The organism is Dyadobacter sp. BE31 (assembly GCF_031457695.1).
In the GTDB taxonomy this organism is placed as follows: Bacteria; Bacteroidota; Bacteroidia; order Cytophagales; family Spirosomataceae; genus Dyadobacter.
On sequence record NZ_JAVDXA010000001.1, the window covers coordinates 30,723 to 55,327 of the forward strand.

The 24,605-nt window shown below is 51.2% G+C and carries 22 protein-coding genes; 3 read left to right on the forward strand and 19 right to left on the reverse strand.

The window, feature by feature from the left end; translation table 11 throughout:
- Positions 1-8: 8 nt before the first annotated feature.
- The 15 genes from J2Y43_RS00160 to J2Y43_RS00230 all read right to left on the reverse strand — a co-directional run bounded on the left by J2Y43_RS00160 (position 9) and on the right by J2Y43_RS00230 (position 16,986).
- Positions 9-392 carry a Rid family detoxifying hydrolase gene (locus J2Y43_RS00160; protein ID WP_106596585.1) on the reverse strand — a complete coding sequence of 128 codons (384 nt, stop codon included), beginning with the start codon at positions 390-392 and terminating at the stop codon, positions 9-11.
- 111 nt (positions 393-503) lie between these two features.
- The gene (locus J2Y43_RS00165; RefSeq protein WP_106596586.1) at positions 504-1,283 is read right to left on the reverse strand and encodes an SDR family oxidoreductase; all 780 of its coding nucleotides are present in this window, start codon (positions 1,281-1,283) and stop codon (positions 504-506) included.
- A gap of 53 nt (positions 1,284-1,336) precedes the next feature.
- Positions 1,337-2,230: a Gfo/Idh/MocA family oxidoreductase gene (locus J2Y43_RS00170; RefSeq protein ID WP_309981815.1), complete on the reverse strand. Its 894-nt coding sequence runs from the start codon at positions 2,228-2,230 to the stop codon at positions 1,337-1,339.
- A 7-nt stretch (positions 2,231-2,237) separates the two neighbouring features.
- A complete protein-coding gene (locus J2Y43_RS00175; protein WP_309981814.1) occupies positions 2,238-3,191 on the reverse strand; it encodes an aldo/keto reductase in 954 nt (317 codons plus the stop codon).
- Positions 3,192-3,220: 29 nt separating this feature from the next.
- Complete coding sequence (locus J2Y43_RS00180; RefSeq protein ID WP_309981813.1) at positions 3,221-4,027, reverse strand: aldolase/citrate lyase family protein; 807 nt, start codon at positions 4,025-4,027, stop codon at positions 3,221-3,223.
- Between the two features lie 93 nt (positions 4,028-4,120).
- Positions 4,121-5,044, reverse strand: coding sequence for a hypothetical protein (locus J2Y43_RS00185; protein WP_146151564.1), 924 nt, complete (start codon positions 5,042-5,044; stop codon positions 4,121-4,123).
- A 52-nt stretch (positions 5,045-5,096) separates the two neighbouring features.
- Positions 5,097-5,885, reverse strand: a complete 789-nt coding sequence (locus tag J2Y43_RS00190) for an SDR family oxidoreductase (RefSeq protein ID WP_309981812.1) — start codon at positions 5,883-5,885, stop codon at positions 5,097-5,099.
- Between the two features lie 12 nt (positions 5,886-5,897).
- Positions 5,898-6,599, reverse strand: coding sequence for a GDSL-type esterase/lipase family protein (locus J2Y43_RS00195; RefSeq protein ID WP_309981811.1), 702 nt, complete (start codon positions 6,597-6,599; stop codon positions 5,898-5,900).
- 25 nt (positions 6,600-6,624) lie between these two features.
- Positions 6,625-7,836: a sialidase family protein gene (locus tag J2Y43_RS00200; protein WP_309981810.1), complete on the reverse strand. Its 1,212-nt coding sequence runs from the start codon at positions 7,834-7,836 to the stop codon at positions 6,625-6,627.
- A 37-nt stretch (positions 7,837-7,873) separates the two neighbouring features.
- The gene (locus J2Y43_RS00205) at positions 7,874-9,028 is read right to left on the reverse strand and encodes a sialidase family protein (protein ID WP_309981809.1); all 1,155 of its coding nucleotides are present in this window, start codon (positions 9,026-9,028) and stop codon (positions 7,874-7,876) included.
- Between the two features lie 41 nt (positions 9,029-9,069).
- Entirely contained in the window at positions 9,070-10,329 is a 1,260-nt protein-coding gene (locus J2Y43_RS00210) for an MFS transporter (RefSeq protein ID WP_309981808.1), read from the reverse strand.
- A 54-nt stretch (positions 10,330-10,383) separates the two neighbouring features.
- Positions 10,384-11,442 (reverse strand): hypothetical protein, encoded by a 1,059-nt coding sequence (locus J2Y43_RS00215; protein WP_309981807.1) that lies wholly within the window; start codon positions 11,440-11,442, stop codon positions 10,384-10,386.
- Between the two features lie 33 nt (positions 11,443-11,475).
- On the reverse strand, positions 11,476-12,240 hold the full coding sequence (locus J2Y43_RS00220; RefSeq protein ID WP_309981806.1) for a phytanoyl-CoA dioxygenase family protein: 765 nt from the start codon (positions 12,238-12,240) through the stop codon (positions 11,476-11,478).
- A gap of 41 nt (positions 12,241-12,281) precedes the next feature.
- Positions 12,282-13,760: a RagB/SusD family nutrient uptake outer membrane protein gene (locus J2Y43_RS00225; protein WP_309981805.1), complete on the reverse strand. Its 1,479-nt coding sequence runs from the start codon at positions 13,758-13,760 to the stop codon at positions 12,282-12,284.
- 13 nt (positions 13,761-13,773) lie between these two features.
- Complete coding sequence (locus J2Y43_RS00230) at positions 13,774-16,986, reverse strand: TonB-dependent receptor (protein ID WP_309981804.1); 3,213 nt, start codon at positions 16,984-16,986, stop codon at positions 13,774-13,776.
- Positions 16,987-17,161: 175 nt separating this feature from the next.
- Between J2Y43_RS00230 and J2Y43_RS00235 the strand changes: the two genes are divergently transcribed.
- From J2Y43_RS00235 to J2Y43_RS00245, 3 genes are all read left to right on the forward strand, one after another.
- Positions 17,162-17,509 carry a hypothetical protein gene (locus J2Y43_RS00235; RefSeq protein ID WP_309981803.1) on the forward strand — a complete coding sequence of 116 codons (348 nt, stop codon included), beginning with the start codon at positions 17,162-17,164 and terminating at the stop codon, positions 17,507-17,509.
- 884 nt (positions 17,510-18,393) lie between these two features.
- Complete coding sequence (locus J2Y43_RS00240) at positions 18,394-18,858, forward strand: SRPBCC domain-containing protein (RefSeq protein WP_309981802.1); 465 nt, start codon at positions 18,394-18,396, stop codon at positions 18,856-18,858.
- A gap of 112 nt (positions 18,859-18,970) precedes the next feature.
- A complete protein-coding gene (locus J2Y43_RS00245) occupies positions 18,971-20,479 on the forward strand; it encodes an MFS transporter (protein ID WP_309981801.1) in 1,509 nt (502 codons plus the stop codon).
- Here the strand turns inward: J2Y43_RS00245 and J2Y43_RS00250 are convergent.
- The 4 genes from J2Y43_RS00250 to J2Y43_RS00265 are packed head-to-tail and all read right to left on the reverse strand — an operon-like array spanning position 20,430 to position 24,485.
- Positions 20,430-21,539, reverse strand: coding sequence for a glycosyltransferase family 9 protein (locus tag J2Y43_RS00250; protein ID WP_309981800.1), 1,110 nt, complete (start codon positions 21,537-21,539; stop codon positions 20,430-20,432). The genes J2Y43_RS00245 and J2Y43_RS00250 overlap by 50 nt on opposite strands.
- The gene (locus J2Y43_RS00255) at positions 21,526-22,104 is read right to left on the reverse strand and encodes an HAD family hydrolase (RefSeq protein WP_309981799.1); all 579 of its coding nucleotides are present in this window, start codon (positions 22,102-22,104) and stop codon (positions 21,526-21,528) included. The genes J2Y43_RS00250 and J2Y43_RS00255 overlap by 14 nt, the downstream gene beginning before the upstream one ends.
- The gene (locus J2Y43_RS00260) at positions 22,088-23,419 is read right to left on the reverse strand and encodes a glycosyltransferase (protein WP_309981798.1); all 1,332 of its coding nucleotides are present in this window, start codon (positions 23,417-23,419) and stop codon (positions 22,088-22,090) included. The genes J2Y43_RS00255 and J2Y43_RS00260 overlap by 17 nt, the downstream gene beginning before the upstream one ends.
- Positions 23,391-24,485: a glycosyltransferase gene (locus tag J2Y43_RS00265; RefSeq protein ID WP_309981797.1), complete on the reverse strand. Its 1,095-nt coding sequence runs from the start codon at positions 24,483-24,485 to the stop codon at positions 23,391-23,393. The genes J2Y43_RS00260 and J2Y43_RS00265 overlap by 29 nt, the downstream gene beginning before the upstream one ends.
- Between the last annotated feature and the right edge of the window lie 120 nt (positions 24,486-24,605).

Sequence of the window (24,605 nt, forward strand, 5' to 3'; positions counted from 1 at the left end):
TGCGGCGCTCAGGCTGGCAGTTTTACAATGCAATCAATTTCCACTTTGATGTTTTCTGCCAGAACAGACTGCACGGTTGTACGCGCAGGCTTAATGCCGGGGAAGTAGGTGGCATAAACGGCATTATACCTGTCGAAATCCTGTATGTCGGCCAGGTGAGCCGTGCATTTGACCACGTTTTCCATAGAGGCGCCGGCGGCACTAATAATCGCTGCGATATTATCCAGCGTGCGCGCGGTTTCCTCCTCAATCGTACCGAGTACAAATTGAGAGGTTTTAAAATCCACGGCAGCCTGACCACTCACAAAGAGAAATCCATCTACCACAATACCATCAGAATAAGCACCGGTAGCAAAAGCAGGATCACGATCGGGATGAATTATATTTGTCATAAAAACGAAATATTATTTCAAAAAACAACTACATCACAAAAGTACATATCACCCACTTTTGCGTTCTCCTACTTTTGTGTGGATTACTGATACTATCTTTTATCCGCTGTTTTAGGCGTTCAACCCGCCGTCCATGAGAATATTCTCGCCATTGATGTAAGCACCTGCATCCGAAGCAAGCAGCACAACCAGGCCTTTGATATCATCCTGATTGGCCATGCGGCGCAGCGGCACCTTTTTGATGTAATTATGAAGAAATGCAGCAGGCTGGTTGTTAAAGAGCCCGCCAGGACTAATGCAATTGAAACGGATATTCTTCCCCGCATGCATCTGCGCCATATACCGGTTGAGGTTGATAAGTCCGGCATTGTGGAAGAAATAATCGGGTGGTAGGTCGCCCATATTCTCGGTACCGTCATAATTGGAGAGGTCCGGGCCGAACATACCCATCATCGAAGCAATGTTGATCACGCTTCCGCCACCGCTCTGAATAATCAGATCTGTCATTTCCCTTAATAAATCCACCATCCCCGTCGCGTTTGTATGCATAGACTCCTCAAACTGGCTCAAAGGTGCATTATATCCTTTCATTGGCCTGGAAACCGCATTATTTACAAACCCGTCCAGCCTGCCGAAGGTATCGCGGACGTATTGCTTCAAAGTCAATACCGATTCATGATCGCTCTGGTCTGCCTGCATCGGATGTACATCCAGGCCGCGTTCCGTAAAAATCGCCGCGGTAGTCCGGGCAGAGACAATGTCACGGGAAGTAGTGATTACCGTAGCATCCGCTTCGGCCAAACCTTCCACAATACATTTCCCGTAATTCCCCGACCCTCCGGTCACAAGGATTACTTTGTTCTTTAAGCTAAATAGGTCTTTGATATGCATTTTTTTGGTTGTCAGTTATTGGCGGGCGGCTAACGGCTTTTGACTAACGGCTGTCAGCCAATTCCTCCCTTACCCTCCACAATCACCCTCACAATCCTTTCGGTTTTGCCGAAGTCCAGCCTAGGCTTTCCTTCTTCCACCGACCGGATAAATTCAATGAGGTTGTCGCGGAACATGGAGTAAGAGTTGCGTATATCAATCAGTTTCCAGGCATTCCGGCCAAAGAGCGAAACCTGGAAGGTGCCCGATATCTCGTTGAAGAGGTGAAGCGTCACGTCCGGCCCGTTTTCAAGTCGGAGGTGTACGATTTCGCGGTCCGCTTCGCCGATGCTTTTGACCGAGCGCACTTCGGGATCGTCCAGGATAGCAAAAATGGCTTCGAGTAAATGTATCCCGTATTTCTTCCAGTCTTTCTTGCCCACAGCGGTGACCAGTTCCAGCTTGCCGAGCGATTTCAGCTCCTGCCTGGCCACCCGCACTTCATTTGCGTAACGCATCGACGAACAGGACATAATGAAACTGCCGGCCGCGCTTTGGGCCGAGAACCAATCCAGATCTTCGGCAGAGTATGCAACCGGCTTGTCAATGAAAATCGGGATGCCTGCCTCAATAAAGGGCCGCGCCATTTCCTTGTGGTTTTCAGGATCATCGCGCGCCAGGATCACTGCATCTACCTCACCGATCATTTCGGCCAATTCGTCTACAATAACTGTCACCCCGACCGCTTTACAAATGCTTTCAGCGATTTCGCGCTCCTGCGCCCATACATGCGTAACCTTTGCCGCCGGCAAGCCCAGCGTATCGCGGTTAGCTTCCAGATAAGCGGCCACTGCGGGGTAGCCGATCCGTGTGATCTCCTCCCCGTCGAACTGCCCGTTGATGATCGCCGACCAGGAGTAGGGATGGGCATTGCCGGGGCTCATGCCAATGATTCCAAGTTTCAACATATTCGATTTACTTTAACCACCCCATCCGGTCCCAATGCGGGAGGTTTAGGAATTCCGGATCGGGATATACGAGATTTTCGGCCTCTTTTCGCATTGCTGCGTGCATATAGCTGCCATTTGCCGTAGCGAGGGCTTTTTCCAGATAAGCTGTTTTGTCGATCCCTACCAACACCGAGGATACCTCTTCAAATGACAATGCAAACCGGGTAGCGAGCGTAGGCAGATCCGGGAAACGGTCGCCTGTCCAGGTATGATAGCTTTGGATATGCCGCTCCACATCGGCCAGGGCGGGATGCAGGTTTTTGCCCCTGTCGCTCAGCAATCCCTTCATCAAAACGGAGCGAATGACCAGGCCGACCCCATTTTCGGATGCTTTCTGAAAAAACGACCCGTGCCGCTGGTCCATGAGATTGAAAGGCAGCTGGATCACATCCCATCTCCCACTGCCGATCGCCAGGGAAGTTTCTTCGGTAGCATAGGTCGACGCCCCGGTGGCCCGGATTATGCCTTTTTCTTTCAGTTCCGAAAAAACTTCCGCAATGGTTTCATTTTGCAAAATTTCCACATCGGCCTGGTGCAACATGAAAACATCCAGGTAGTCTGTCTTGAGCATTTCCAGGCTCTGCTGTAACGAATGCTCGATAAACGGCCTGAGCTCCCAGTCGGGCGGCAGTTTCCCGTCTTTTCGAAAATGGCTGCATTTGGTAGCGAGGACAATGTCATTCCTCCTGCCTTCGAAAGCTTTCCCAATGATTGACTCGCTTTCACCGTAAAGCCGGGCAGTATCGAAGAAATTGATCCCCCTGTCTTGCGCTTCATGCAACAGTAATATAGCTTCCTTTTCAGAAAGCATATCTTCTTTACCCGCCACACCGATGCCGTATGGCATGCCAATTTCTACACCGCCGAAAGCAATTTCAGAAACCGCTATCCCGGTATTTCCCAGCAGTCTTTTCTTCAATTCTTGTAAATATTAAAGTGATAATTTCGTCAGGTGTTCATATAGGAATTTTTCGATCCCGCAGCCGAGGATTTTGTAAAAGCGCTCACCAGGTCCTGGCAATAATTTTTAATACCCACCACATCAGCGCCCATACTGATAAACTGGTACCCCATTGCAATCAGCTCGTTGGCGTTCCCGGGCCCGCCTACCGTTCCGGCAAACTTTCCGTGCCTTTGTGCCACTTCCGCCACCCGCTTTCGGGCGGCGATCAGCTCGGGGTGGTTCCATTCACCGGGGGCACCTATTCCCTGACTGAAATCCCCGGGGCCAAAAAACAGCATATCATAACCGTCCAGGGCCGCTATTTCTTCCAGTTCGTTCAGTGGTTCCGGATCTTCTATCTGAAAAATCACAAACCGCTGCTGGTTCGCCTGCACCAGGTATTCGTTGAAATCCAGCGCCGTGTAAGCCCCGTCGGAGTTGCCGCCGTCGATTGGCCGGCGCCCGGTAGGGTGAAAGCGTGTCATACCGACGATCAGCTCGGCTTCGGCCAGATTCATAATGTGCGGAACCATGATACCCGTAGCGTCCAGTTCAAGAGGGCGTATAAAATCGCTGTAACTTCCCTTTGGAACCCTGACCAGGATATCCGTATCGTGTGCCTTGGTAGCCCAGATATTGGATGCCAGTATCGACCAGTCCTGACCGATATGCTCCTGGTCTGTCCAAACGCAGTCAAAACCGGAAATAGCGGCAATTTCAGCGACGCGGGCGTCTGACAGATTGATTTTGAGACAACTTACAATCTCCCCTGCTCTCAGCTTTTTAAGGACCCTGCTTTCGCGCATTTTCATGGTTTTATCTTTTTACAAAATTAACTGCCGGCTCAGGGCCGGTCTTTTACTTTCATCCCTATTTCTGATACTATCTTTCAAAGACATTTATACCTACTCTGTGCGGCTTCCGATTTGTAAAATGGCATGTGCAGCGGCCGCGGCTACATCCGCACGGTCCGACTCATTTTCCAGCTGACTGGCACCCGTAAGCAGCGGCGTTAATATGGAAATATCTTCCGCTTTGCCCCTTTCAGCCAAAGCGGCGGCCATCTCCAAAATAGCACCCTTCGATATCGCGCTTTTGTAGCTTACCAGCGCGGCATGCAACTTTTCTAACTGGCCCAGATTATGATCGTTGTTGGTAAAAGCCGCGCTCAGCAAATATATCCTTGCCGGTGAATCCGCAGGCTCCGCCAATGCTGCCACGGCCAGCATCGTTGATTCTTCCTGCGAAATCCCCTTCAATTGACGCAGGGCATAGGCGGGAATCACCTTGTCCGCGGCTTCAGTATCCGCATTCAGCGCTGCTTTCAGGAATCGGGCTTTGACCGTCGCACGTGAATCCGGGGAGGTAAATGCAGTACTCCATAAGGTGTATAGTGCCAGTGGTTTTATCTCGCTCTGAAGTGTGTTTTCGGTCAGTTTCCAGTCCTTTTTTAAAGGCGAGATCCCCAGTTTTGCCAACGTTTCGGCAGCATGAATGCGGTCGGTGGCCGTAGAGTCCAGGAAAACCCCTAAAATCTTGTCTGTCCAGATTTGCTTATCAACGTCCGCTGTGGCCACCTGCGCCAGCACACGCCAGATCCCGATGCGGTACTGCGGCTTTGCAGCCCACATTCGCTCTTCCTCTATATAAGCCTCCCGGATACCCTCGGGATGCCCCGCCCAGATCAGGTATTCAGCTGCATGGACTTTTACCCATTCCTGCTGCGCTGCCAACACATCCCTCAAAGCCGCAATGCATTGCTTTTCAAGTTCGACAGAACTTTGAAAATCCTGCTTTTTACTATTGCAAGCGCCCAGCAACACGGTCATAAAAATTAGGTTAAAAACGATTGAAAGAAGCTTCATAAATATTGCATTGATGTTACCAACTGGTCCACCCGCCGTCCACTGCCAGGTCTTGCCCGGTGATATAGGAAGCGGCATCGGATAATAAAAAGGCCACCGAGCCGACAATTTCCGACGCCTGTCCGATGCGCCCCATCGGTGATTTACCGGCAAGCCTAGCAACGAAAGCCGCATGCGTTTTCTGTACTTCGGGATTAGGGAACGGCCCGGGGGAAATGCAATTGCAGCGCACGTTGTATTTGCCCCAGTGAACAGCAAAATAGCGCGTCATTTGCTTGATACCCGCCTTTCCCACGCCATATTCGAGCGGGTTTTTGTTCATGGGCTCCTGGTATACATCCGGGTAGGGCGACACCGAACCGTACATACTCGAGAACAACACGATACTGCCACGTTGCCGGGCAGCCATTTCCATACCCAAAGCGCGGGTAAGAATAAAAGTGGCAGTGAGCCCACCGTGATTTACTATATCAAAATCTTCCGCCGACAGTTCCTCCATTTTCTTAGCGGTGCTCGCGGTGATAAGGTTCACATACCCATCGGGCACGCCAAGCGCAGCAATCTGCCTCTCGACAAACTGCTCAGCCGCTTCGGTATGGGTTACATCCAGCGTGGCGCAGGTGGTATTCACGAGTTTTTCCTTTTCCGCAAAAACCGCCGCTCTATCGTCCAGATCCGCACACAGCACTTTAGCACCCCATCTATCCAGGGCCGAAACGACAGCCTGTCCGAGATAGCCGGCCCCTCCAAAAACCCATATATGCTTGTCTTTCAGATTTAGAATAGGAATTTCAGTATTTGCCATCGCAAAGGCGGTTTATCGTTTTGAATTTATATACTTACCCTTTCGAAGCAAATCTGCCCACAGTACATACCCTGCGGGAGTCAAATGCACGCCGTCCCAGGTCAGCTCTTTTTTCAGCTTCCCTGCAGAGTCTGAAAAATGGGTATACAGATCTATAAAACCGACATTTTCTTCTTTCGCCAACACTGCCAGGGCGCTATTTACTTCCAGTATCAGCGCGTCTTTGTTGCAGTGGTTAGGGAGCTTGTTGAAAGAATCGTTGGTGGGAAGCAGGCTTTGCAGATATACCCGTGTCCCGGGCGATTCGGTTTTAATCCTTTTTACAATGCGTTTGCAATTATTCGCCACCACTGCTGCCGGTGTGTTGCGGGCCAGATCATTGATGCCGATCATAAGAAACACCTTCGCAGGTTTCCCTCCCGTCACTTCGTCCAGGCGGCCGAGAATCCCGTAGCTCGTATCCCCCGGAATGCCCCTGTTGCGGATATGCTTGTTGCCCAGCAACTCTTGCCATTCTGCCCAGAACGTAATGCTGTTTCCAAGAAAAACAATGTCCTTGGGAGAATGTATGAAGGATCTTATCAGCGCAACACGCGGCGCATAGATATCCGGCCGGACGGTACTGTCCCATGCCACGGTCTGCCCGAAAGTCTGCCCGGCTACCAGCAGCAGTTGAGCGGCGGCTATCCGGAGGTGAAGGCATTTGCAAATCATACGCAAAGTCGGTTCAAAAAAGCGTTCACCTGATTTCCAGAATACTCCCTGCAATATGTTGCGGCCCACCGGGCACGTTGAAATAGTAGCTGACTAACACCCGGTTTTTGTCCAGTTGGACAGCCCAGGGATACCCCAGGTCGGTAGTGCCGCCGTCGGTACGCAACACGATTTCGGGGGCGGTGGCAAAGTCTGTGCATTCGGCATTTAATATACGCGCCCGTATGCCCAATGGTTTGTGGCGGTAACCATAAGAGAGCAATACGCGGTTATCCGGAAGCCGCAGTGCTTGCATCGGATGACCTTGAAAACCCATTTTTTCCCAGGCGGTAAAAGTTTTTCCGCCATCGACAGACCGGGCAATGCAAGCCTGATCGCCTAAACCGGCCGTTCGTAAAAAGGCCACTACATCCCCTTTCGGCGTCTCGTAAACGGAAGCTTCGTTGAACGAAACCTCTTCGTCCACGGCAACCGGCGCCGAGTATTTCCAGGTTAGCCCCTTATCGTCCGAGATCAATAAATGATTGGAGGTCCTATTCGGCGACTGCCGATCGGTTGCTGCCACTACCCAGAAGATCCGCCCGTTTTTCCCCTCATACATTGCGCCCCTATTGTAAGCCGGGAGTTTTTCGCCCATGGCGGTATAGTTGATCTCCGGCTCAATATGCGGCGGGTACAATGGTCCATGCCAGGATTTGCCGCCGTCTGTGGAGCGGAGTACATATCCTCCCAGGAATACGGCCCCTCCTGCCAGAAGATAAGGTTTTTTCAGATTCTCCATACCGTCGGGCCGGAGGAATGCCCAGCCGTAGCTTGCACAAAGGATAGTCCCGTCCTTTAACTGCAACAAGCAAGGATCTTGTGAACCGCCGAACGGGTGCGAATAGATCAGTTCGGGCTCGGATGTCCAGGTCTTGCCATCCTTTGATTTCACGGACACGAGGTAGCTGTTCGGGTCCACGTGGTTGGTACCTTTCTCGCCAAATACCTTTCTGTCGGGTGCCCTGCGGAATGCGAGCACGATCTCCCCGTTCTTCTTTTTAATCACGGAAGGAAATGCGGCGTGAAATTTTTCATTCCGGTAAATCACCACATCCTCTACCTTACGTACGCCTGGAATGCTGTCGGTAAAAGTAAGTTGCGCGCCGGGACCGGGGTAAGCGTTCGCGCGGACCGGGACTTGATATTCTATTGCTGAAAAGAGCAGTAACAGCGCTGATATTTCTTTCAATTTCATATAAATGCGGGTTAGGTTAAAAGCAAAAGGAGAGGTGTCATTTGCCGGTCAGCATTTCCAGCCGCCTGGGTTCTGCAAATGGCGCCGCTTTTGCAGGAACCCTGAACCGGTAGGCACGTATACCGCTTCCTTGCCCTTCTTCATAATAAACCACCAGCACCGAGCCGTCTTTCAGCTCAACCGTGGAAGGATAAGCCCCCAGCGTTTCATCGACCATATAAGGCCCTTCCCAGGTTTTAGCTTCATCTCGGCTGATCCGCAGGCCGGTATAACCTTTTTTGGAAGGCGCATCGGTGAATGCCCGGGTAGTGAGCAGTATTTCGCCCGTTTTCAGGCGGGTAAACGACGGCGAGTGTCCGCGAAAACCAATGTCTTCCACATCCGACCACGTTTTACCCATATCCTTACTTTTTGCAAAATGCATAGGTACTTCCTGCTGTGCGCGCAATGCGGCATAGAGCGTCCCGTCTTTGAGTAGTATGACATCGGTTTCCGCCGCCAGGGGAAGGTTAGCCTTTTCGCCGATTGTAATCACCGGTCCCCAGGTTTTGCCTTTATCGCGTGAAAGCATTACCCCGCCCCAGGCTTTCAAACCGCCTCTGCCTTCCTGGTGGTATACCGGCAGGATGGTGGTACCATCGGGCATTTCGCGCACCTGGGCTGACGAAAGCCAGTCTATGTCACCGGTTTCCAGCAAGGTTGCTTCCTTGTCCCAGGTCCTGCCGTTATCCCGCGACCACAGCAGCTGCGGACTTCCCAGTGTTTTATATTCCTTTGCCCCAAAACTGGGATAACGCAAGGAAAAGAAGCTCACCACCAGCGAACCGTTGCTCAGTTGGGCAATATGCGGATCACGGTTATCGTCGTTGTCATCGTAAATCGTAACGGGTTTCGACCAGGTTTTCCCCTCGTCTTTGGAGCGTACCAGGCAAATGCGGCCAGCCTTCGGATACCTTTCACTTTGCTTTGTCACGTGTTCGTCGCCTGCATAGAATACCGCTACAATATCCCCGTTTTTGAGCCGGCAAGCATCGGGGAAGGCCTGGTAATCACCCGCATCCCCGCCTTTTGAAATGAGCATCGGTTTCTGAGTATGCCCGGACGCGGGTTTAGCGGCTTCCTGTGCAGACAGGCTACCGGAAGCAAGCATACATCCGAAGAGCAGTAAACGGGAGAATTTGTTGGTATTCATATTAAAAAGGATTTAGGAATAGATGCTTTTGAAACAATTACTTATGAGGCCGCGCCTGCATTTGTCCGCTTTCTGATCAGCAAAAGGATCATTACACAAACAAACATCAAAACACCGGCAAACTGGAAAATCTGGCCGAGGTCAACCTGCATGTCACGCAAAACCCCGCCTGCATACAAACCAATCCCGCCGATCACGCAGGCAAAAAAATTGAGCACGCCGTAACCGGTTGCACGATAGCGTGGGTCGGCGGTCAGGCATAGAATGGGCATCAGGTTCGCGTCGCTGAACATACGGGTGAGCCCATACACCATAAACATGACGATCGCCAGCGGCAGTACCGAGGTATTGCTAGCGATAAATATGCTCGGCGCCGCAATGCATAGTCCGATCACGGGTATGAGGAATTTCGAATTGGCACTCCCTTTTGCAAACCGATCGGATAAAAAGCCGCCTAGGATTACTCCGGCGATGGAAGCGGGATAAAGATAACCCGTGGCATAAAGCCCGGCCATGCCCTGCGACAAGTTGAAATGCTCTTTGTAGTAAGTTGGCATCCATCCCATCACCATCCAGCCGATAATCCCCAGCAAAGACCAGAAAACAACGAGCAGTATAAACGACCACTGACCAAAAAGACTGCGGAGTGCCTGAAAAAATTCGATTTTCGGCTCGTCCGCTTTTTCCTCCGCTTGATCGCTTTCCGGCGCGTCGCGCAGTAGCCAGAGTAATACAAAGGAATACCCGATCCCTACCAGCCCGAATACGCTGAAAGGTGCTGTCCAGTCATGGTCTTCCGCTATCCAACCGCCGACAAATCCCAGGCTTTGTCCCACCATTACCCCGGCAATATGAATGCCTGATGCGAGGGAGCGCGTGGCGGTTTTGTGATAATCGACGATCAGTGCTACTGCTGCGGGAAGATAGCAGGCTTCACTTACACCCATTAAAATGCGCGTCGCCACCAGTTGCTCAAAGGTTGTTACATAAGAGGTGAGCCAGGTCACCGCGGACCAAACAAACAAGCTGCCTATGATCACCCGGCTCCGGTTGAAATGGTCGGCCAGGTAGCCTGCAAAGGGGCTTAGAATACCATATACCCACAAAAACACGGAAGTCAGCAACCCGAACTGAGCATCGGACATTGGCATTGCCTCGATGATCGAAGTCCTCATAGTGCTGATCATCGTGCGGTCGAGGTAGTTGAGACAGCCTACAAAACACAATAAAATAACAATCCGCCACGCCCCTGAAGGCAATGTATACTCAGCTTTTAATGGTGCGGCCTCGACTGTTGACATAGGGAAGTGGGTTTGTTGAGAAAGAAGTAAATACCGATTGAATGCATGCACCGCTTAGCGCCTGGTTTGCAGGTCTTTCAAAGGGATTTGGGTCTGATAGATAATCGCTTTGCCTTCGTGGCTGGAATAGTAGGCTACGTACAACTGGTTTTTTTCTACAATCAGCCCCGGATAGCTGCTATCTCCGTTGCTCGGCAACTTCATGGTTTTTAGTATTTTACCTTCCAGGTCCGTCACGTGCAATGCGGTAGAAGCTTCTTTCCCTTCATGCAGCCGGGAGCCTATGATCAGTCTGTCGCTGCCCAGGAACTGGAAATTCGGTCCGCCGAGCCGGACAGTCAGCTTGTTGTACTTCCATTGGTTATAGGGAAAGTCACTTACTGCCAGTACGCCCATCTGGTCACCGGTTTCGCGCCTTACCAGCACATACATTTTGTCATTTTTATCAAAACGGATCGTCGATTCGTTGGGACTTCCGTCCAGGTCAAACCCGGGTACATTTTCGTAGTACTTACCGTCTTTGGTTTTGAGCAGCCGGGCCGACATCGTGCGCAGCCGCTTTCCGTCGACGGTCTTGTAATCGGCCGTGTACATGATCCCGTACCCTACCCCGCTGTGCCAGGTAATCCGCCAGATCCAGTCCAGCGCGGGCGTAATTTCTTTGCTGAAAGTCGTTTTTTCGGGCTCTGAAAAATGGGTTCCCGATTTATCTGAGATAGAAACGTAAGGTGCCAGCGTGAGATACCTTCCATCTTTGAAGATACCCGCGGCGACGATGGCCATTAGGGTGCCATCCGGCCGCACAGACAGCCTGGCTTCGCGCACATCCTCGGCGTCCATGTCAAACAAGGCCACCGATTCCCAATCCTTCCTGTTTTTCGACCTCACGATCCTTACTTTTCCATTGTTCTCATTCCCGACGTGGTTCGCACCTTCCCTGAAAGTGATATAGAAATAATCCTTGAACTGAACCAGATCAGGAAAAGCGTTGTGCGGCTCTTTGTCCCAAACCCGGGTGACCCGGATCGAATCGGCCGGAAGTCCTGTACCCGCAAATGCGAAGCTGGTGGCTGTCAAAAGCAAGACCAGTAAATACCATTTTATTCTAATCATTCCTGATAAATTTAAAACTGAATAGAGATCAATTCACTCTGAAACCAACTCGCCTCTTTCGCGCATTTCCTGCCGCAATTGTGCCTGATAGGCCGCCTTGGCCTCTACGTCTTCCTGCGCCGACGCGCCGAAGTAGATAAGCCCCAGCGCCTTCCGAGTACGATCGGCCGTCTGATTACCATCGGCGCGGTGGATGGTCAGCGAGTCATGGATCAGCAGGTCGCCCGGTCTGGCGGGGAATGCGATCTCATTTTCAAGATCCTCCGGCAAGCCGAAATCCGTGATTCCCTGCGAGAAGCCGAGGGTCTGTGTTCTCCCGTGCCGGCGCATTCCCAATTTATGTGATCCCCGTACGTAACGCACACAACCGTTGGCCTCGTCCACGTCTTCCAGGGCCATCCACATCGTCACCGCCTTGGCGGGTTTGAGCATGAAGTAGTAGCCGTCCTGGTGCGGAGGGGTAGGCTTTCCGATTTTCGGGGGTTTGTTAAAATACTCCAGAATCTTCGGCACTACGGTGTCTTCCAGCAGCTCCCCCGCGATCCGGCTGAACTTACTGTCATTCAGCATTGGCGCGAAATAGGGCGCATGGTCAGACACGTGCATAATCTGCTTTAACGTGGCGGGATCGTTTTTATCTTCGTAAAATACATCGTTCACAGGAAGTCCGGGAACCGTATTTTCGATAAAATCTTCCAGTCTGCGGTTCACTTCCGCCACTTCCTCCTCTGAAAGGAATCCAGGCAGAAAGACATAGCCGTCTTCTTCAAATTTTCTTTTGATCAATCTAAAATCCATTTTTCACTATATTTAAAATGAATGCAATCAATGCTCAAAGGCTAATTATAGCCCGGATTTTGCTTCACTTTCGGTTCAAGGCTCAATACCGTATTCGCGATCGGGAACAATAGCAAATGGTCCTGTCCTTTTCGAGCCTTCAGATTCGGCACCAAATCGAACACTTGGCCGAAGCGTACCAGGTCCCACCATCTTTTTCCTTCGTATAGCAATTCGAAAAGCCTTTCTTTCAAAATCGCATCATCGTTCGCCTGTTTCGCCCCTTTTACAAAAACGTGTTTGCTGTAATTTGCTCCATAAGCCCGCTGGCGCACTTTGTTAATTTCTTCGGTAGGATCCTGGTCCAGCGCATTTTTAGCCTCTGCTTTGAGCAATATGACGTCCGCGTAGCGGTAAAGCACAATATCGCTCAGAAAGAGTCTCGTGCCGCCCGTCAGCAACCCTCGGCCTTTCATAGACAGAGTCGTGTAAAAGGTTGGTTTACCCTCCGCATCATAGGTGAAAATTTCGTGGAAGGAGGCTTTTTTCCGTGTGTCGTCTTCGGTAAACTGGTTACGAACAAGCGAAGTGACCACAAGCAGCCCCTGGCCGCCGCCCACCGGCTGGATTAATGCCTTGGTAGCAGCATCGATATTTGCGGGTATCGCGCTATCAATAATCCAGTGGAGCCAAAACTGGTTATTCGAGGCACCGTCCAGATCCTGATATCGGATCGTCATGATGGTTTCCTTATTACCCTTGTTGGCATATTCGAACAGGTCTGCGTAATTCGGCAGGAGCGAAACATCCGCCTTTTCCACTTCTGCGATTGCGGCCAGTGCCTTCGTGAAATCGGCCGCGCCGCCGTTCATTCTTTTGCCTGTCCATAAGTGCACATCCGCTTTCAGGGTATTTACCGCTGCGCGGGACCATTTAGAGCGGCCGGCTGCAAAATTATTGTCGGGAAAAAGAGTGAGCGCCATCTCAATATCGCTTTTGATCAGCGCAAACACTTCTGCCTGGGGTGCGCGCTCCTTGATCGTTACTTCCGCGCCGGACGTTTCGGTTGGCTCCGTCCGGATGATCAGGTCCCCCCAGGTCCGCGTCATCACGAAATAGGTGTATGCCCGCATACTGTACGCCTGCGCCAGTATGCTGTTCTTCACCGCCTCCGACTTGAATGTAATGCCTGGAACATATTTAATGATCAGGTTTGCAGAGTTGATAGTGGCATAAAAGCCGCTCCAATCGGGATGGTGAGGCTGGTCGCCGCTGAGCTCGTTCAGAAAAAGATCGTTCCGTCCGCTACCGTATATGCCGCCTTCAAAAACCTCGCTCCGCTGTTCGCCCAGAGTGTAAATCGCGCCGGAAACGTTCCGGAGGTTTACATACATACCATTCAATGCCCCTTCCGCATCCTCCTGCGTTTTCCAGAAAGAATTGGTGGTGATAACGCTGACAGGTGCCACGTCCAGAACATCACAGGAAGCTCCGCAAAAACACACAAGCAGGGTAAAGAGTATAAGTCTCAGTTTTTTCATAATTTCCTGATTATCAAAATGAAATATTGGCTCCGAAAATGATGTTTTTAGGCATTGCATAACGCCCATCGTCGACGCCGCCCTCTTCCGGGTTCAGGCCGAGGTATTTGGTGAAGTAGTGAATATTGTTGGCGGTTACGTTGAATCTCAAACTGGCCAGTTTCAGCTTGTTCAATATCTTCGACGGTACGGAGTAGCTCAGCGTTACCTCGCGAATGGCCAGAAAGTCGCCGGATTCATTGTACATCGAGTTGCCTGAGGTGGTGACCCCGTCGAACAGGTTACGCTGAACCCTCTCGCCGCCCCAATACGATCTGGGCATATCAGTAATATCACCCTGCTTTTTCCAGGAGCGCTCTACCATTCGCTGAGTCAGGTTGCCGTCCGAATACATATTTCCGTCCAGGAACATCCTGCCCCAGTTGAAGATCGTGTGGCCGGTGGTATAGTCAAGCCGCACATAAAAATTGAAATTCTTATAGCTCAATGTATTCGACAACCCTCCCGTCCACAGGGGATAGGCATTCCCCATATACCTTTTGTCCCGCGAATCGATTATGCCGTTCTTGTCCGCATCGTAATATTCAACGTCCCCCCCGTACTGGGTTTTATCCGCACCTACGATGTAGGAAGCGATCGGACCGTTTTTCGCATCTTCATCGGTGGGATAAATGCGCACTTGTTTTCTATCGTACATTTCCCCCAGCTTCTGGCCTTCCTGAATTCCCCCTTTCCAGGCATAATCCTGGCGCGCATCGTCCCATATCAGCACACCGCCGACACGGTTATTCTCCACCCCGTTATAGGGCAATTTCAATACTTTATTCTTCGTTTTGGAAGCATTGAAAGCCACACTCCACTGAAAGGGAGAATTGGCGGGAAGTACGCGTGCGCCGAGCTCAATCTCAAAACCCTTGTTTTCAAGTGTGCCCAGGTTGGTAAGCACACTGGCAAATCCCGTAGACTGCGGCAAAGGAAGGCTTGTCAGTAGGTTGCTTGTTACGCGCCGGTAATAGTCCACGATCAGGGTAAGCCGGTTGTTCAGGAAACCGAGGTCTGCACCTATATCGAAAGTCTTAGACTGTTCCCATTTCAAATCCTTGTTCGGAATGACTGTATTCTGGATTGCGGCAGCGCCTCCATATCTGGATCCCACGCCGTAGGCACCTTGGGCGGTAAAATCCCCTAATCCGCTGATATTTCCATTTTCACCATAACTACCTCTCAGTTTCATTTGAGAAACGCCGCGGGAGATTCCGGCCCAAAAATCTTCCTTGTGCATGTTCCAGCCTACGGAAACTCCGGGGAAAAAGCCCCACTTATGCGACTCCCCCAAATTGGACGCACCATCGTAGCGCACATTCAACGTCAACAGGTATTTCGTCTGATAATTGTAATTGGCACTCGCGAAATACCCCAGGATACGCTGGTCGCTGATGGAACTGCTGACTGCCGTTGCTTCCGCAGAAGCATTCAGGGTCGGGATCAGGTCGGTCGAGGCCCCTCTTCCGCTGGCGCTCAGACTGGAATTGGTACGTCCGAAATAGGATATCCCTGCCCTTGCGTCGAGGTTATGGTCCTTGAATGACTTGGTGTATGCAAAAACACCATCCGCCTGGGTTTGGCGCCACCTGGAACTGGTTGCGGAGGCTGCACGTGCATCCACAAACGCAAGCGGCCCGTTCCAGAATCCCGGCTGAAACGTATATCCATCTCCATTGACATTATAAAGTGACACTTGCGGTTCAAACGATAAACCGGGCAGGATATTCCAGCGCGAACCCAGCGTCACCGTCAGCTTTTCATTTGAATTCTCGGCCTTCCTGGTATTCATCTGGTATTCCGGGTTTCCGATACCGTTGTTGGTACCGGGAGCCAAAGTACCGTCCTCAAACCTGTATTTAGCCGTCGGCGCCAGACCGGCGTTTCGATAGAACGTAACCGCGGTGGAACCGTAGGGTGTGTTCGTTGAAGACCTTGAAAAAATCACTTTTGAAAATACAGTGAGGTTTTTCTTCACCTGGATATCCCCGTTCAGATTAAAGCTGAGGCGGTCGTATTTCGTCGTGATTACGGTCCCATCGGCAGTCATATACCCCACCCCTGCATTAAATGATCCTTTTTCGGTACCGCCGGAAACGGACAGGTTGTGGTTATGGGAAATGCCCGTCTGGTAATTCAATGCCTGGAAATCGGTGTCCTGGAAGATCAGTGTCTTGGTGGGATCTGCTGGATCCGGCATGCTCTGCCAGCCTTCCTTCAACTTATGTTCGTTCGCAGGTGTCAGGTATTGGGTTGTAAATGCGGTGTTATTGGTCAGGTCATTCCCTGTTCCGTAACCCATAGGCAAGGTCAGCCTTGAAGTATAATCTCCGAACTTCGCAGCCCCAAAAACACCTAGCCTGTTGATCGTCAGATAATCCCGTGCATTGGCCAGCTCGAACATTTTACCAGGCTTGGAGGTAGTCAGGTCATAGGAATAGCTGACCCTCGTCTGCCCTGATCTGCCCGTTTTGGTGGTGATGATTACCACCCCGTTGGATCCCCTGGCCCCATAAATTGCGGTGGAAGCCGCATCTTTTAATACCTGCATGGAAGCGATATCATCCGAATTGATATCATTCATATCGGTCCGGATCACCCCGTCGATGATGTATAGCGGACTGGCCCCATTGGGGTTGTTGATAGAGGTCCCTCCCCGTACGATCACGCGCGGAGCCGCGCCGGGCTGTCCGGATGTACTTTGGACCCGCACGCCGGACACGGTACCCTGTAAAGCCGAGGCCGCATTGGCAAAAGGAACATTTTCAAGCACCTTCGTGTCGAGTTTCGAGATAGACGTTGTCAACGTTTCGCGCGACTGCACCCCGTATCCCGTCACCAGCACTTCCTGCAACACCGCCACGTCTGCCTTCAATGTCACATTAACCTCCGAGCTATTACCTATCGGGATCTCCTGACTCTGGTAACCTATAAAAGAGAATATCAGGGAAGATCCGGGGGCGGCGCTTACGGTATAATTTCCATCCACATCTGTGCTGGCGCCGGTAGTGGTTCCTTTCACCTGAATATTCACGCCCGGCAGTGCTTCGTTATTTTCGTCAACAATTTTCCCCGAAACCCGAACTGCCGTTTGAGAGAGAGCAGCAGGTACACAAAAGCAAATCAATAAAAATAATAAACAGGGCTTCCGGTGAAAGAGATGTAGTAATATTTTCTTTTGCATAGCATTGGGCTTAGAAGGTTTGGCATGAACTAACAAATCCAAAATTAGATTTTGCCATTACCTCGATCCTCTACTTTTGTTTGCTTTTGTAATACTATTTTTCAGCCGCCCGGTTCGAAGCACTTTTCATTGGTTCAGAGTGGAATAGGAAGTCGGTACAAAACAAAAAGAGTCAATGGGTCAAAGCATCTCGCCACGATGTAAGAGGGCAGTAATAGCGGCAACTAAAGATAAAGAACTCTGCAAGCATCTTGCCAGCATCGACATCTTACGCGTTGGAAAACGCAGCGAAATACAACTTGCATTGAAGATGTTAGGAAATATCTGCATGAGTCACAAAGACAATATGATCCGAATCAAAATAGTCCATAATACCCTGGGAGAATTTGCCAACGGCTCTTTTGTAGGCGGTGCGACGGTATCGCTTTGCACTGACCGGATGACTGACGAGGTTCGTCCGACAGATGATATCGATATTTTGATCGACTTAACAGGACACGTCGACTATGCCGCACTAGAATAGCAGCTGCGCAGCAAGGGCTTTTAAATGACCTAGAATCTGGAGTGATTTGCGGATATAAAATTAAAGGCGTGACCGTCGATGTAATGCGAGCGTCAGAGACAATCCTGGGCTTTACCAACCGATGTAAACGGCAGGAGTTCATAACGGGATGAGTGTGAATCTTCACGAAAGTACTGCAACCCATACTTTCGGCCTGTCTACTTTTTGGCCTCAAAGATCGAAGCTTTTGAAAGCCGCGGAAGAAATGATGAACGTTGGAGTACCGAATTTGAAGACATCATTTTTCTGTTAAACAACCAGTCACCCATTTGGCTTGAAGTGCGAGAGAGCGGAGAGCCGGTCGTGAGCTATCTCCGGGAAGAAATAAAAGCTCTCCTAAAAAATAAGTATCCGGATGAATAGATCGGGTGCCATCTTGAATTCTCAGAACCATGGGGGGAGCTTATTATTGGATCACTTTCGGAACTTATAACCTTTACAACGATTTATAATTTGCACGAAAAATTGTAACTTCGGGGAATCAATTGCCAATCACAAATCAGGTGAGCAATTCGGGAGCAGGCAAAAATCAGCTTTTCAAATAACTCATTATAAGCAAGTTGAGAGACGGTTCGAATCTCTTCCTCTCTGCAAAATGCCTCTGCTGGTAACAGCAGGGGCGTTTTTCGTTTACGGGACAATTAGCGGGACAAATTTATTTTCCGGGCTGATGAAAGATCATACACAGTTAACTGAAATTTACTTAGCAAATCAAACCACTCAATATAGATTCGGAGGCTCGAACCGAAAGGATCTTTAACGGTTCTCCCTATTCAGCAAATTAATGCTCCCCGGCACATTCTTTTCTCAAAGGTTTTTCTCATCCACCCAAAACCTTTGCACGCATGGCACGCAAGCTCGTTCAAAAGTCGATTTCTATAAACGCATCCGCCGAAAGAATTTGGCGGGTCATTACCGAAGCGCAGTACAACGTTGTTTGGCTTGCCGCTTTGGGTAGACGGAAGATCGCGCAAACCGACTGGCAGGAAGGAAGCAAGGCAGTTTTCGTCGATGATGCTCAAACCGGTTTGATTACCCGGATCAGGGTAGCCCGGCCCTTTGAAAAAATACGCATGCAGAACGTAGGCATGATCACGAACGGTGTGGAGGATTATGAAAGTGACGACGCCAAGGAAAGCCGGGAGTTTTTTGAACAGTATCTTCTGACTCCCGAAGATGGCTCGGTTAGAATGCGTGTGGAGGTGACTGTGGAAGACGATTTCTGTAACGAAGTATCGGCTTGCTGGGCAAATGCGCTCGAAGTAATCAAAGAACTGGCCGAATCGCAGGCGCCCGATGGCATGTGCTAACCCGTCATCGTCCTTCGCGTTTCCCGGATCCTGTGGCACGCTTATTTATGGGTTTGCCCGATCCAGAACCGCGAACGCGGGTGTAAAACGGAGTAGATATCCATTCACGCCTATGATTTTAAGACCCAAGGAACGACTCTCCGAACAGGAGATCAACAGTGGATTGAACACCATTCTAAAGGAAGGCCTGACTACCGAGGCCATGACCACCCTCACCGGTGGGACCTTCCTGGTTGCATTTGCACTATTGCTCGGCGCCAATAACTTTCAAATTGGGCTACTGGCCTCCCTGCCTACGTTGACCAATGTATTTCAGCTCACGTCTATCTGGCTGATCCGGAAGTACAACAACCGTCGCGCGGTGTCGGTCATATGCTCCATATTAGCACGGGTGCCGCTTCTGCTGATCGGTTTGTTGCCTTTTGTGTTTGGGAAAGAAGCACCGGTGAACCTGCTGCTGTTTTTTCTTTTCTTCTTCTACCTTTTCGGCTCCATTGCCGGGCCCAGCTGGAATGCATGGATGAAAGACCTCGTCCCCGGCGAAATGCTGGGCGTATATTTCTCCAAACGTGGCCGGTATGCACAGATATTGAATGTGATCCTGAGCATTATCCTGGCGATTGCCGTTGATAGTATCCGTAAAAATTATCCCCAGTTTGAACTGACAACCTACTCAATCATGTTCGCGCTGGCGGGTATCATCGGCCTTTCGGGAGCATGGCTGCTTTCTACGGTTCCGGAACCAATGTCGATTCTGGACCGCGACAACATTCTCAGAATGTTTGTGCGCCCGCTGAAAGACCTCAACTTCCGAAAGCTGCTGGTATTTAATTCGGCATGGCTTTTCGCGGTCAATATCGCAACGCCGTTTTTTACGGTGTTTATGCTGAAAACCCTCGGCCTTACGCTGCTGTACATTGTCCCGCTGACGATCCTCAGCCAACTGAGCAGCATTGCCACCATCGGATTATGGGGCGTCTTTGCCGACCGTTACAGCAACAAAACGATCATCGCCATCTGCGCGCCGCTTTACCTCCTGTGCGTGATCGCGTGGTGTTTTGTGGGGATTTATTACAGCCTCGTTTCAAACATGGTTCTGCTGGCGCTCATTCATATGCTCAGCGGGGCCAGCAATGCGGGCATCAACCTCGCATTGACCAACATCGGGCTTAAACTCGCTCCATCGCGGGAAGCCATTATTTACCTTTCTGTCAAAAACATCATTACCTCTGTATTTTCCTCGCTTGCACCCATGATTGGCGGCTTTCTGGCCGATTACTTTACACTGCGGCAGCTACGCATCATGGCCGAATGGACCGGGCCGACCCTGCAAAAAAGTTTCAGGTTGTTGCTCTTGCACGAATGGAACTTCCTTTTCCTGATCGGGGCGGTACTCACTGTCGTGGCTATTCAGCTGCTGCCACGTGTTCGGGAGGAAGGCGAAGTGCATAAAAGTATCGTCAAGCGCATCCTGCGCACCAGTATCCGAAGCAATCTCCGCGATTTCTTCATCATTGATGTGCTCCTCAACTGGCAATCCTCATTGAATACATTGTTCAAAGGCAAACGCGTCAGTAACGCTCCTGTTCAACAAGGCCCGGATGGGCCGCCTTTGAGCTAAGCAGTCTCTCCATCGCCCCTGCAATCTCCGCCGGGGCCGGATAGGGAACTACTTCATGATACAGGCTTTCGGCAACGTGCCGGATGATGGCATTACGGCTTTGCAAATGGGCTGGGACTGAAAAAGGCAATACTTCATGAAGACATTTCCAGGGCGTATGCTGGGGATTGGTTTGTGCATATAAAACAACCACGGGCGTATGCACGGCTGCTGCAATATGAATGGTGGAAGTATTGACGGAAATTACACCAGTTGCATTGTCCACCAACGCGATGAACTCACCCAGCGACAATGCTCCGGCAACCGACCGTGCGCCGCTGCCAATACCGGCAGCGATAGCATCCGCGAGCGTTTTCTCGGATGCCGACCCTGATATTAACAATGGCAAACCCAACTTCGCTCTCAACAGCTTGCCGGTTTCGATCCACAATTCTGCCGGGTATTTTCGTTTCTCCTCCGAAACACCCGGATGCAGCACCCAATAGGATGTATTATAATGAATAGAGATGGAAGAAAGTTTGTCCTTCAATCCCTCCAGTGCTTGTGCATGTCGGGTTAAAAAAAGCCGGTCATCGGCAACGTCGGCACCAATGCTCCGAACCAGATGCAGGTCGCGCTCTACCTGATGCCCGATCCGCTCGTAAGGTTCATGGTCGGGAAGCCAGTTAGTGAGCAATGCGTAAGGATTTTCCCTCGCGTAGGCGACGCGCACGGGAATGCCCGCCATGTACGCGAGCAAAGCTGCGGGAAGCGCGCTTTGGCTGTACACTGTAAAAATGATAGCTGCGTCGAAATGCATCGAGGCGATTTCACCCGCCAATGCAGGCAGGTCATAATCTACGGCCGTGGCATGCCCGGCCCAGGGTAAATCGGCTGTGATGAGCCCGTCCACACAATCGAGGTAAGGAACTACCAATGCCCCCGCCCGGGAAGTGAGTAAGGTAATTTGGCTTCCGAAGGTTTCTTTGAGCGCACGCATGGCCGGCGACGACATGATAACATCGCCCATATTGTCGGCGCGGATGCAAAGTACACGCCTTAGACAACTATTCTCCATCATTTTCGGCAATGGTTTGGGTGGTAATATAGTCGGCGGCGTCCTTGAAATAGCGGGTGGTGTAATGCGGAACACGGTACGGGCCTTCCAGCCATTCCGTCTCGTTGCCATTGTCGATCAGCACGGTGTGACAACCCGCCCGGTTACCCGCTTCCACATCATGGAGAATGTCCCCGATCATCCAGGAATGTGGAAGATCAATGTGCAGATCTGCCGCGGCCTGTATCAGCAAGCCCGGCCCTGGTTTACGACATTCACACCCATGCTCCGCGGAGGCAGGCAAATGCGGGCAGTAGTAAAATCCCGAGAGTACTAACCCATTCTCTACAAAAACATCTTCGAAATACCGTATCAGCGCATCCAGCTCGATTTGAGAGAATAGTCCCATCGCGAGCCCCGGCTGGTTCGACACCACTACAAGGCGGTATCCGTCGGCCTGCAAAGTCCGCAGGCCTTCGAATACATCATCTTCAAAAACTACCTTGGCCGGATCGACATTATAGGGCTCGTCGCGGATCAGCGTGCCGTCTTTATCCAGAAAAACCGCCTTGTTAACGTGGTATTGCATAGGCTCTTATGCTGTTGCGGTAATCGGCTTGCCGCATGACGCCGGCGTTCCGCATATAAAGTAAGGAAGCGGCGGGCCGTGACACCGTGCGCAGATTGACGCGGTGATAGAGATCGTCGGCTTTCCGCGCAACATGTTCCCAGGTAAAATATGCGTTCACGCGTTTGAGCGCATTGCGGCACAATGCCCGGTATTTGTCGGGACACGAAATGCCCTCACGTACGGCCTGCGCCAGCGCCCGTGGATCGTGCGGCGGCACCAGAAAACCCGTTTCCCGGTCTTTGACTGTATATTTGATTCCCCCTACCGCAGAGCCGATAACCGGCGTACCGCATGCCATTGCTTCCAGAGGAGTAATGCCGAAAGGCTCATACCAGGGTGTGGAAATAAAGAAATCTGCCGCCTGGTAGTACTGTTTGAGCTGCTGCCGGTTCCGGCGACCGGTAAATTCGACCTGCGCCAACACACCCTCCGCCCGTGCAATGTCACGAAGGCGGATAAACTCCTGATCATTTTCGAAATCGGGGACGTCCGTCGCTCCCCCCACAACGAGCAATCGCAGTTTAGGGATGTCGCGGAGGTAGCGCAGCGAACGGATCACATTATCGATCCCTTTGCGGGGCACCACCCTGCCCAATTGCAGCAATACCAGTTCGTCCCGTTCCAGACCCAGTTGCCTGCGTGCGACCGACTTGGCTACCGGATGAAACTCGTCGCCGCTGAAGCCGCACGGTATAACGGTAATATTCGACGGGTCGGCCTGGTAATGCTCCACCAGGTCCTGCTTATCCTGCGGACATTCGGCAATGATATAGTCGGCATCGTCGACGATCATCTGTTCAATGCCGAGGCGTTCCTCGGGAAATGCGTCCTGCTCTTTCTGATGCAGTTTCCGGATTTTTCCCAATGCGTGAAATGTGATCACATAGGGAATGCCCAGCCGCCGTTTCACGTAGGACGCCACCAGGCCCGACATAAAGAAATTGGCATGTACCAATTCATATTCTATTTGAAATCGCTTCATGAAACCGATCATATTTCTGCCGAATTCGTCCATAAAACCCAGCAGGTGCTCCTTAGGCACGTCCGTAGCGGGGCCCGCCTCGATGTGTATCACGCGGATGCCCGGTAGCCATGAAACAATCTCGGGAAGCTCGGCGCGGTCCTTTCTCGTAAAAATGTCGATCATATAACCCAGTTTGGCGAGCGATTTGCAGAGTTCGGCGACATACACGTTCTGCCCGCCGCTATCCACTCCCCCTAATATCGCCAGCGGAGAGGCATGCTCACTGATAAATGCTATTTCCCTTTTCATAATTGTGTTGAATAGTTTGTCTGAAAGTGTTTTCCCAATCCGTCACGAACCGGGTAATGCTGAATTTACTTGTGGCTACCTCTCTGGCCTGTTCGCCGAGCTGCCGCGCCCAAACCGGGTCGGCAATGAGGTTGTTCATGCCCTCGATCAGGCGGTCGATATTGGTATCTATCAATCCGCATTCACGGTCTTTGATCACCGTCACATACTCGGTCGTCGCCAACGCGACTACGGGCATGCCGGTCATCATCGCTTCGCAAACGGCTAAGCCGAAACTCGTGTAGCGGATCGGGTTGAAGAAAAAGCGGTAATGACTGATAAACTCCGGCAACTGCGGATTGAGCACTTCCCCCAGCCCGCCCGAGCCGCTGGTTCCCATGCCGATCAGGTCTAAGGGCACGTGCTTCCGGACTTCATCGAAGACATCCCAGCCCGTGATCCGTCCGCGTTGCTCGATGTGATTGATCACCACAATGCCGCGCGGGATATCCCCACGGTAGGAAACTTCCGGAATACATACCCCATGCTCGATCACGCACACGTTGCGCGAGCCGCCATTGTCCCACATAAGCTTGTTGAAATGGGTCACGTGCACCATCTTCACGGCCGGGTCGGTCATTACGTGCCGGCTGTTGGTAGGGTGCTGAACAGGCGTATTATGCTCCACATAGAGGCGCGGAAGCCGCTTCTGCCAGTCTGCAAGGATATCATGCTGGTCAATCAGGTAATTCCGTTCCGATTGGAACAGGATACAGTCGAACTCCTTATTACGCACGTCCGCAGCGTCCACTTCGATCACATTGGGACCGAAAGGAAATGTCTCGCCGCGCCCGTAATACCCCTCGCTCCGGGTGCCGTTGACGGGAATAAAAATGTCGTAATTGCCCTTTGAAAGATAATAAAGATAACTCCCATGAATGTGCCAGGTAAAAATCCTTAACCGGCCGCTGTTATTCCCGTTCATATGTAATCGTTGATGTGAAACAGGCCGCGCCTTGTCAAAAACGATGCCATTGGCGACAAGCGCTCTTTTGTACATCAGGCCGTTGGAGGGTGAGAAGCGCATAAACCGTGCGAAACGCTTCCAAACGCAACGTATATGAAGAGGTCCCGGAAATCCGCGACATGGAAGAATATCCACAGTTTGAACTGGCATGGTAGTTGTGCCCAGCGGCCAACATTCACA

What these genes read in the sequence shown, in the direction of transcription:
- J2Y43_RS00170 (WP_309981815.1), bottom strand. Translation starts at nt 2,230, where the DNA reads ATGTTGAAACTTGGAATCATTGGCATGAGCCCCGGCAATGCCCATCCC.
- J2Y43_RS00185 (WP_146151564.1), bottom strand. Translation starts at nt 5,044, where the DNA reads ATGACCGTGTTGCTGGGCGCTTGCAATAGTAAAAAGCAGGATTTTCAA.
- J2Y43_RS00255 (WP_309981799.1), bottom strand. Translation starts at nt 22,104, where the DNA reads ATGCAATACCACGTTAACAAGGCGGTTTTTCTGGATAAAGACGGCACG.
- J2Y43_RS00165 (WP_106596586.1), bottom strand. Translation starts at nt 1,283, where the DNA reads ATGCATATCAAAGACCTATTTAGCTTAAAGAACAAAGTAATCCTTGTG.
- J2Y43_RS00210 (WP_309981808.1), bottom strand. Translation starts at nt 10,329, where the DNA reads ATGTCAACAGTCGAGGCCGCACCATTAAAAGCTGAGTATACATTGCCT.
- J2Y43_RS00225 (WP_309981805.1), bottom strand. Translation starts at nt 13,760, where the DNA reads ATGAAAAAACTGAGACTTATACTCTTTACCCTGCTTGTGTGTTTTTGC.
- J2Y43_RS00220 (WP_309981806.1), bottom strand. Translation starts at nt 12,240, where the DNA reads ATGGATTTTAGATTGATCAAAAGAAAATTTGAAGAAGACGGCTATGTC.
- J2Y43_RS00190 (WP_309981812.1), bottom strand. Translation starts at nt 5,885, where the DNA reads ATGGCAAATACTGAAATTCCTATTCTAAATCTGAAAGACAAGCATATA.
- J2Y43_RS00250 (WP_309981800.1), bottom strand. Translation starts at nt 21,539, where the DNA reads ATGATGGAGAATAGTTGTCTAAGGCGTGTACTTTGCATCCGCGCCGAC.
- J2Y43_RS00215 (WP_309981807.1), bottom strand. Translation starts at nt 11,442, where the DNA reads ATGATTAGAATAAAATGGTATTTACTGGTCTTGCTTTTGACAGCCACC.
- J2Y43_RS00240 (WP_309981802.1), top strand. Translation starts at nt 18,394, where the DNA reads ATGGCACGCAAGCTCGTTCAAAAGTCGATTTCTATAAACGCATCCGCC.
- J2Y43_RS00245 (WP_309981801.1), top strand. Translation starts at nt 18,971, where the DNA reads ATGATTTTAAGACCCAAGGAACGACTCTCCGAACAGGAGATCAACAGT.
- J2Y43_RS00230 (WP_309981804.1), bottom strand. Translation starts at nt 16,986, where the DNA reads ATGCAAAAGAAAATATTACTACATCTCTTTCACCGGAAGCCCTGTTTA.
- J2Y43_RS00265 (WP_309981797.1), bottom strand. Translation starts at nt 24,485, where the DNA reads ATGCGCTTCTCACCCTCCAACGGCCTGATGTACAAAAGAGCGCTTGTC.
- J2Y43_RS00180 (WP_309981813.1), bottom strand. Translation starts at nt 4,027, where the DNA reads ATGAAAATGCGCGAAAGCAGGGTCCTTAAAAAGCTGAGAGCAGGGGAG.
- J2Y43_RS00195 (WP_309981811.1), bottom strand. Translation starts at nt 6,599, where the DNA reads ATGATTTGCAAATGCCTTCACCTCCGGATAGCCGCCGCTCAACTGCTG.
- J2Y43_RS00160 (WP_106596585.1), bottom strand. Translation starts at nt 392, where the DNA reads ATGACAAATATAATTCATCCCGATCGTGATCCTGCTTTTGCTACCGGT.
- J2Y43_RS00260 (WP_309981798.1), bottom strand. Translation starts at nt 23,419, where the DNA reads ATGAAAAGGGAAATAGCATTTATCAGTGAGCATGCCTCTCCGCTGGCG.
- J2Y43_RS00235 (WP_309981803.1), top strand. Translation starts at nt 17,162, where the DNA reads ATGGGTCAAAGCATCTCGCCACGATGTAAGAGGGCAGTAATAGCGGCA.
- J2Y43_RS00200 (WP_309981810.1), bottom strand. Translation starts at nt 7,836, where the DNA reads ATGAAATTGAAAGAAATATCAGCGCTGTTACTGCTCTTTTCAGCAATA.
- J2Y43_RS00205 (WP_309981809.1), bottom strand. Translation starts at nt 9,028, where the DNA reads ATGAATACCAACAAATTCTCCCGTTTACTGCTCTTCGGATGTATGCTT.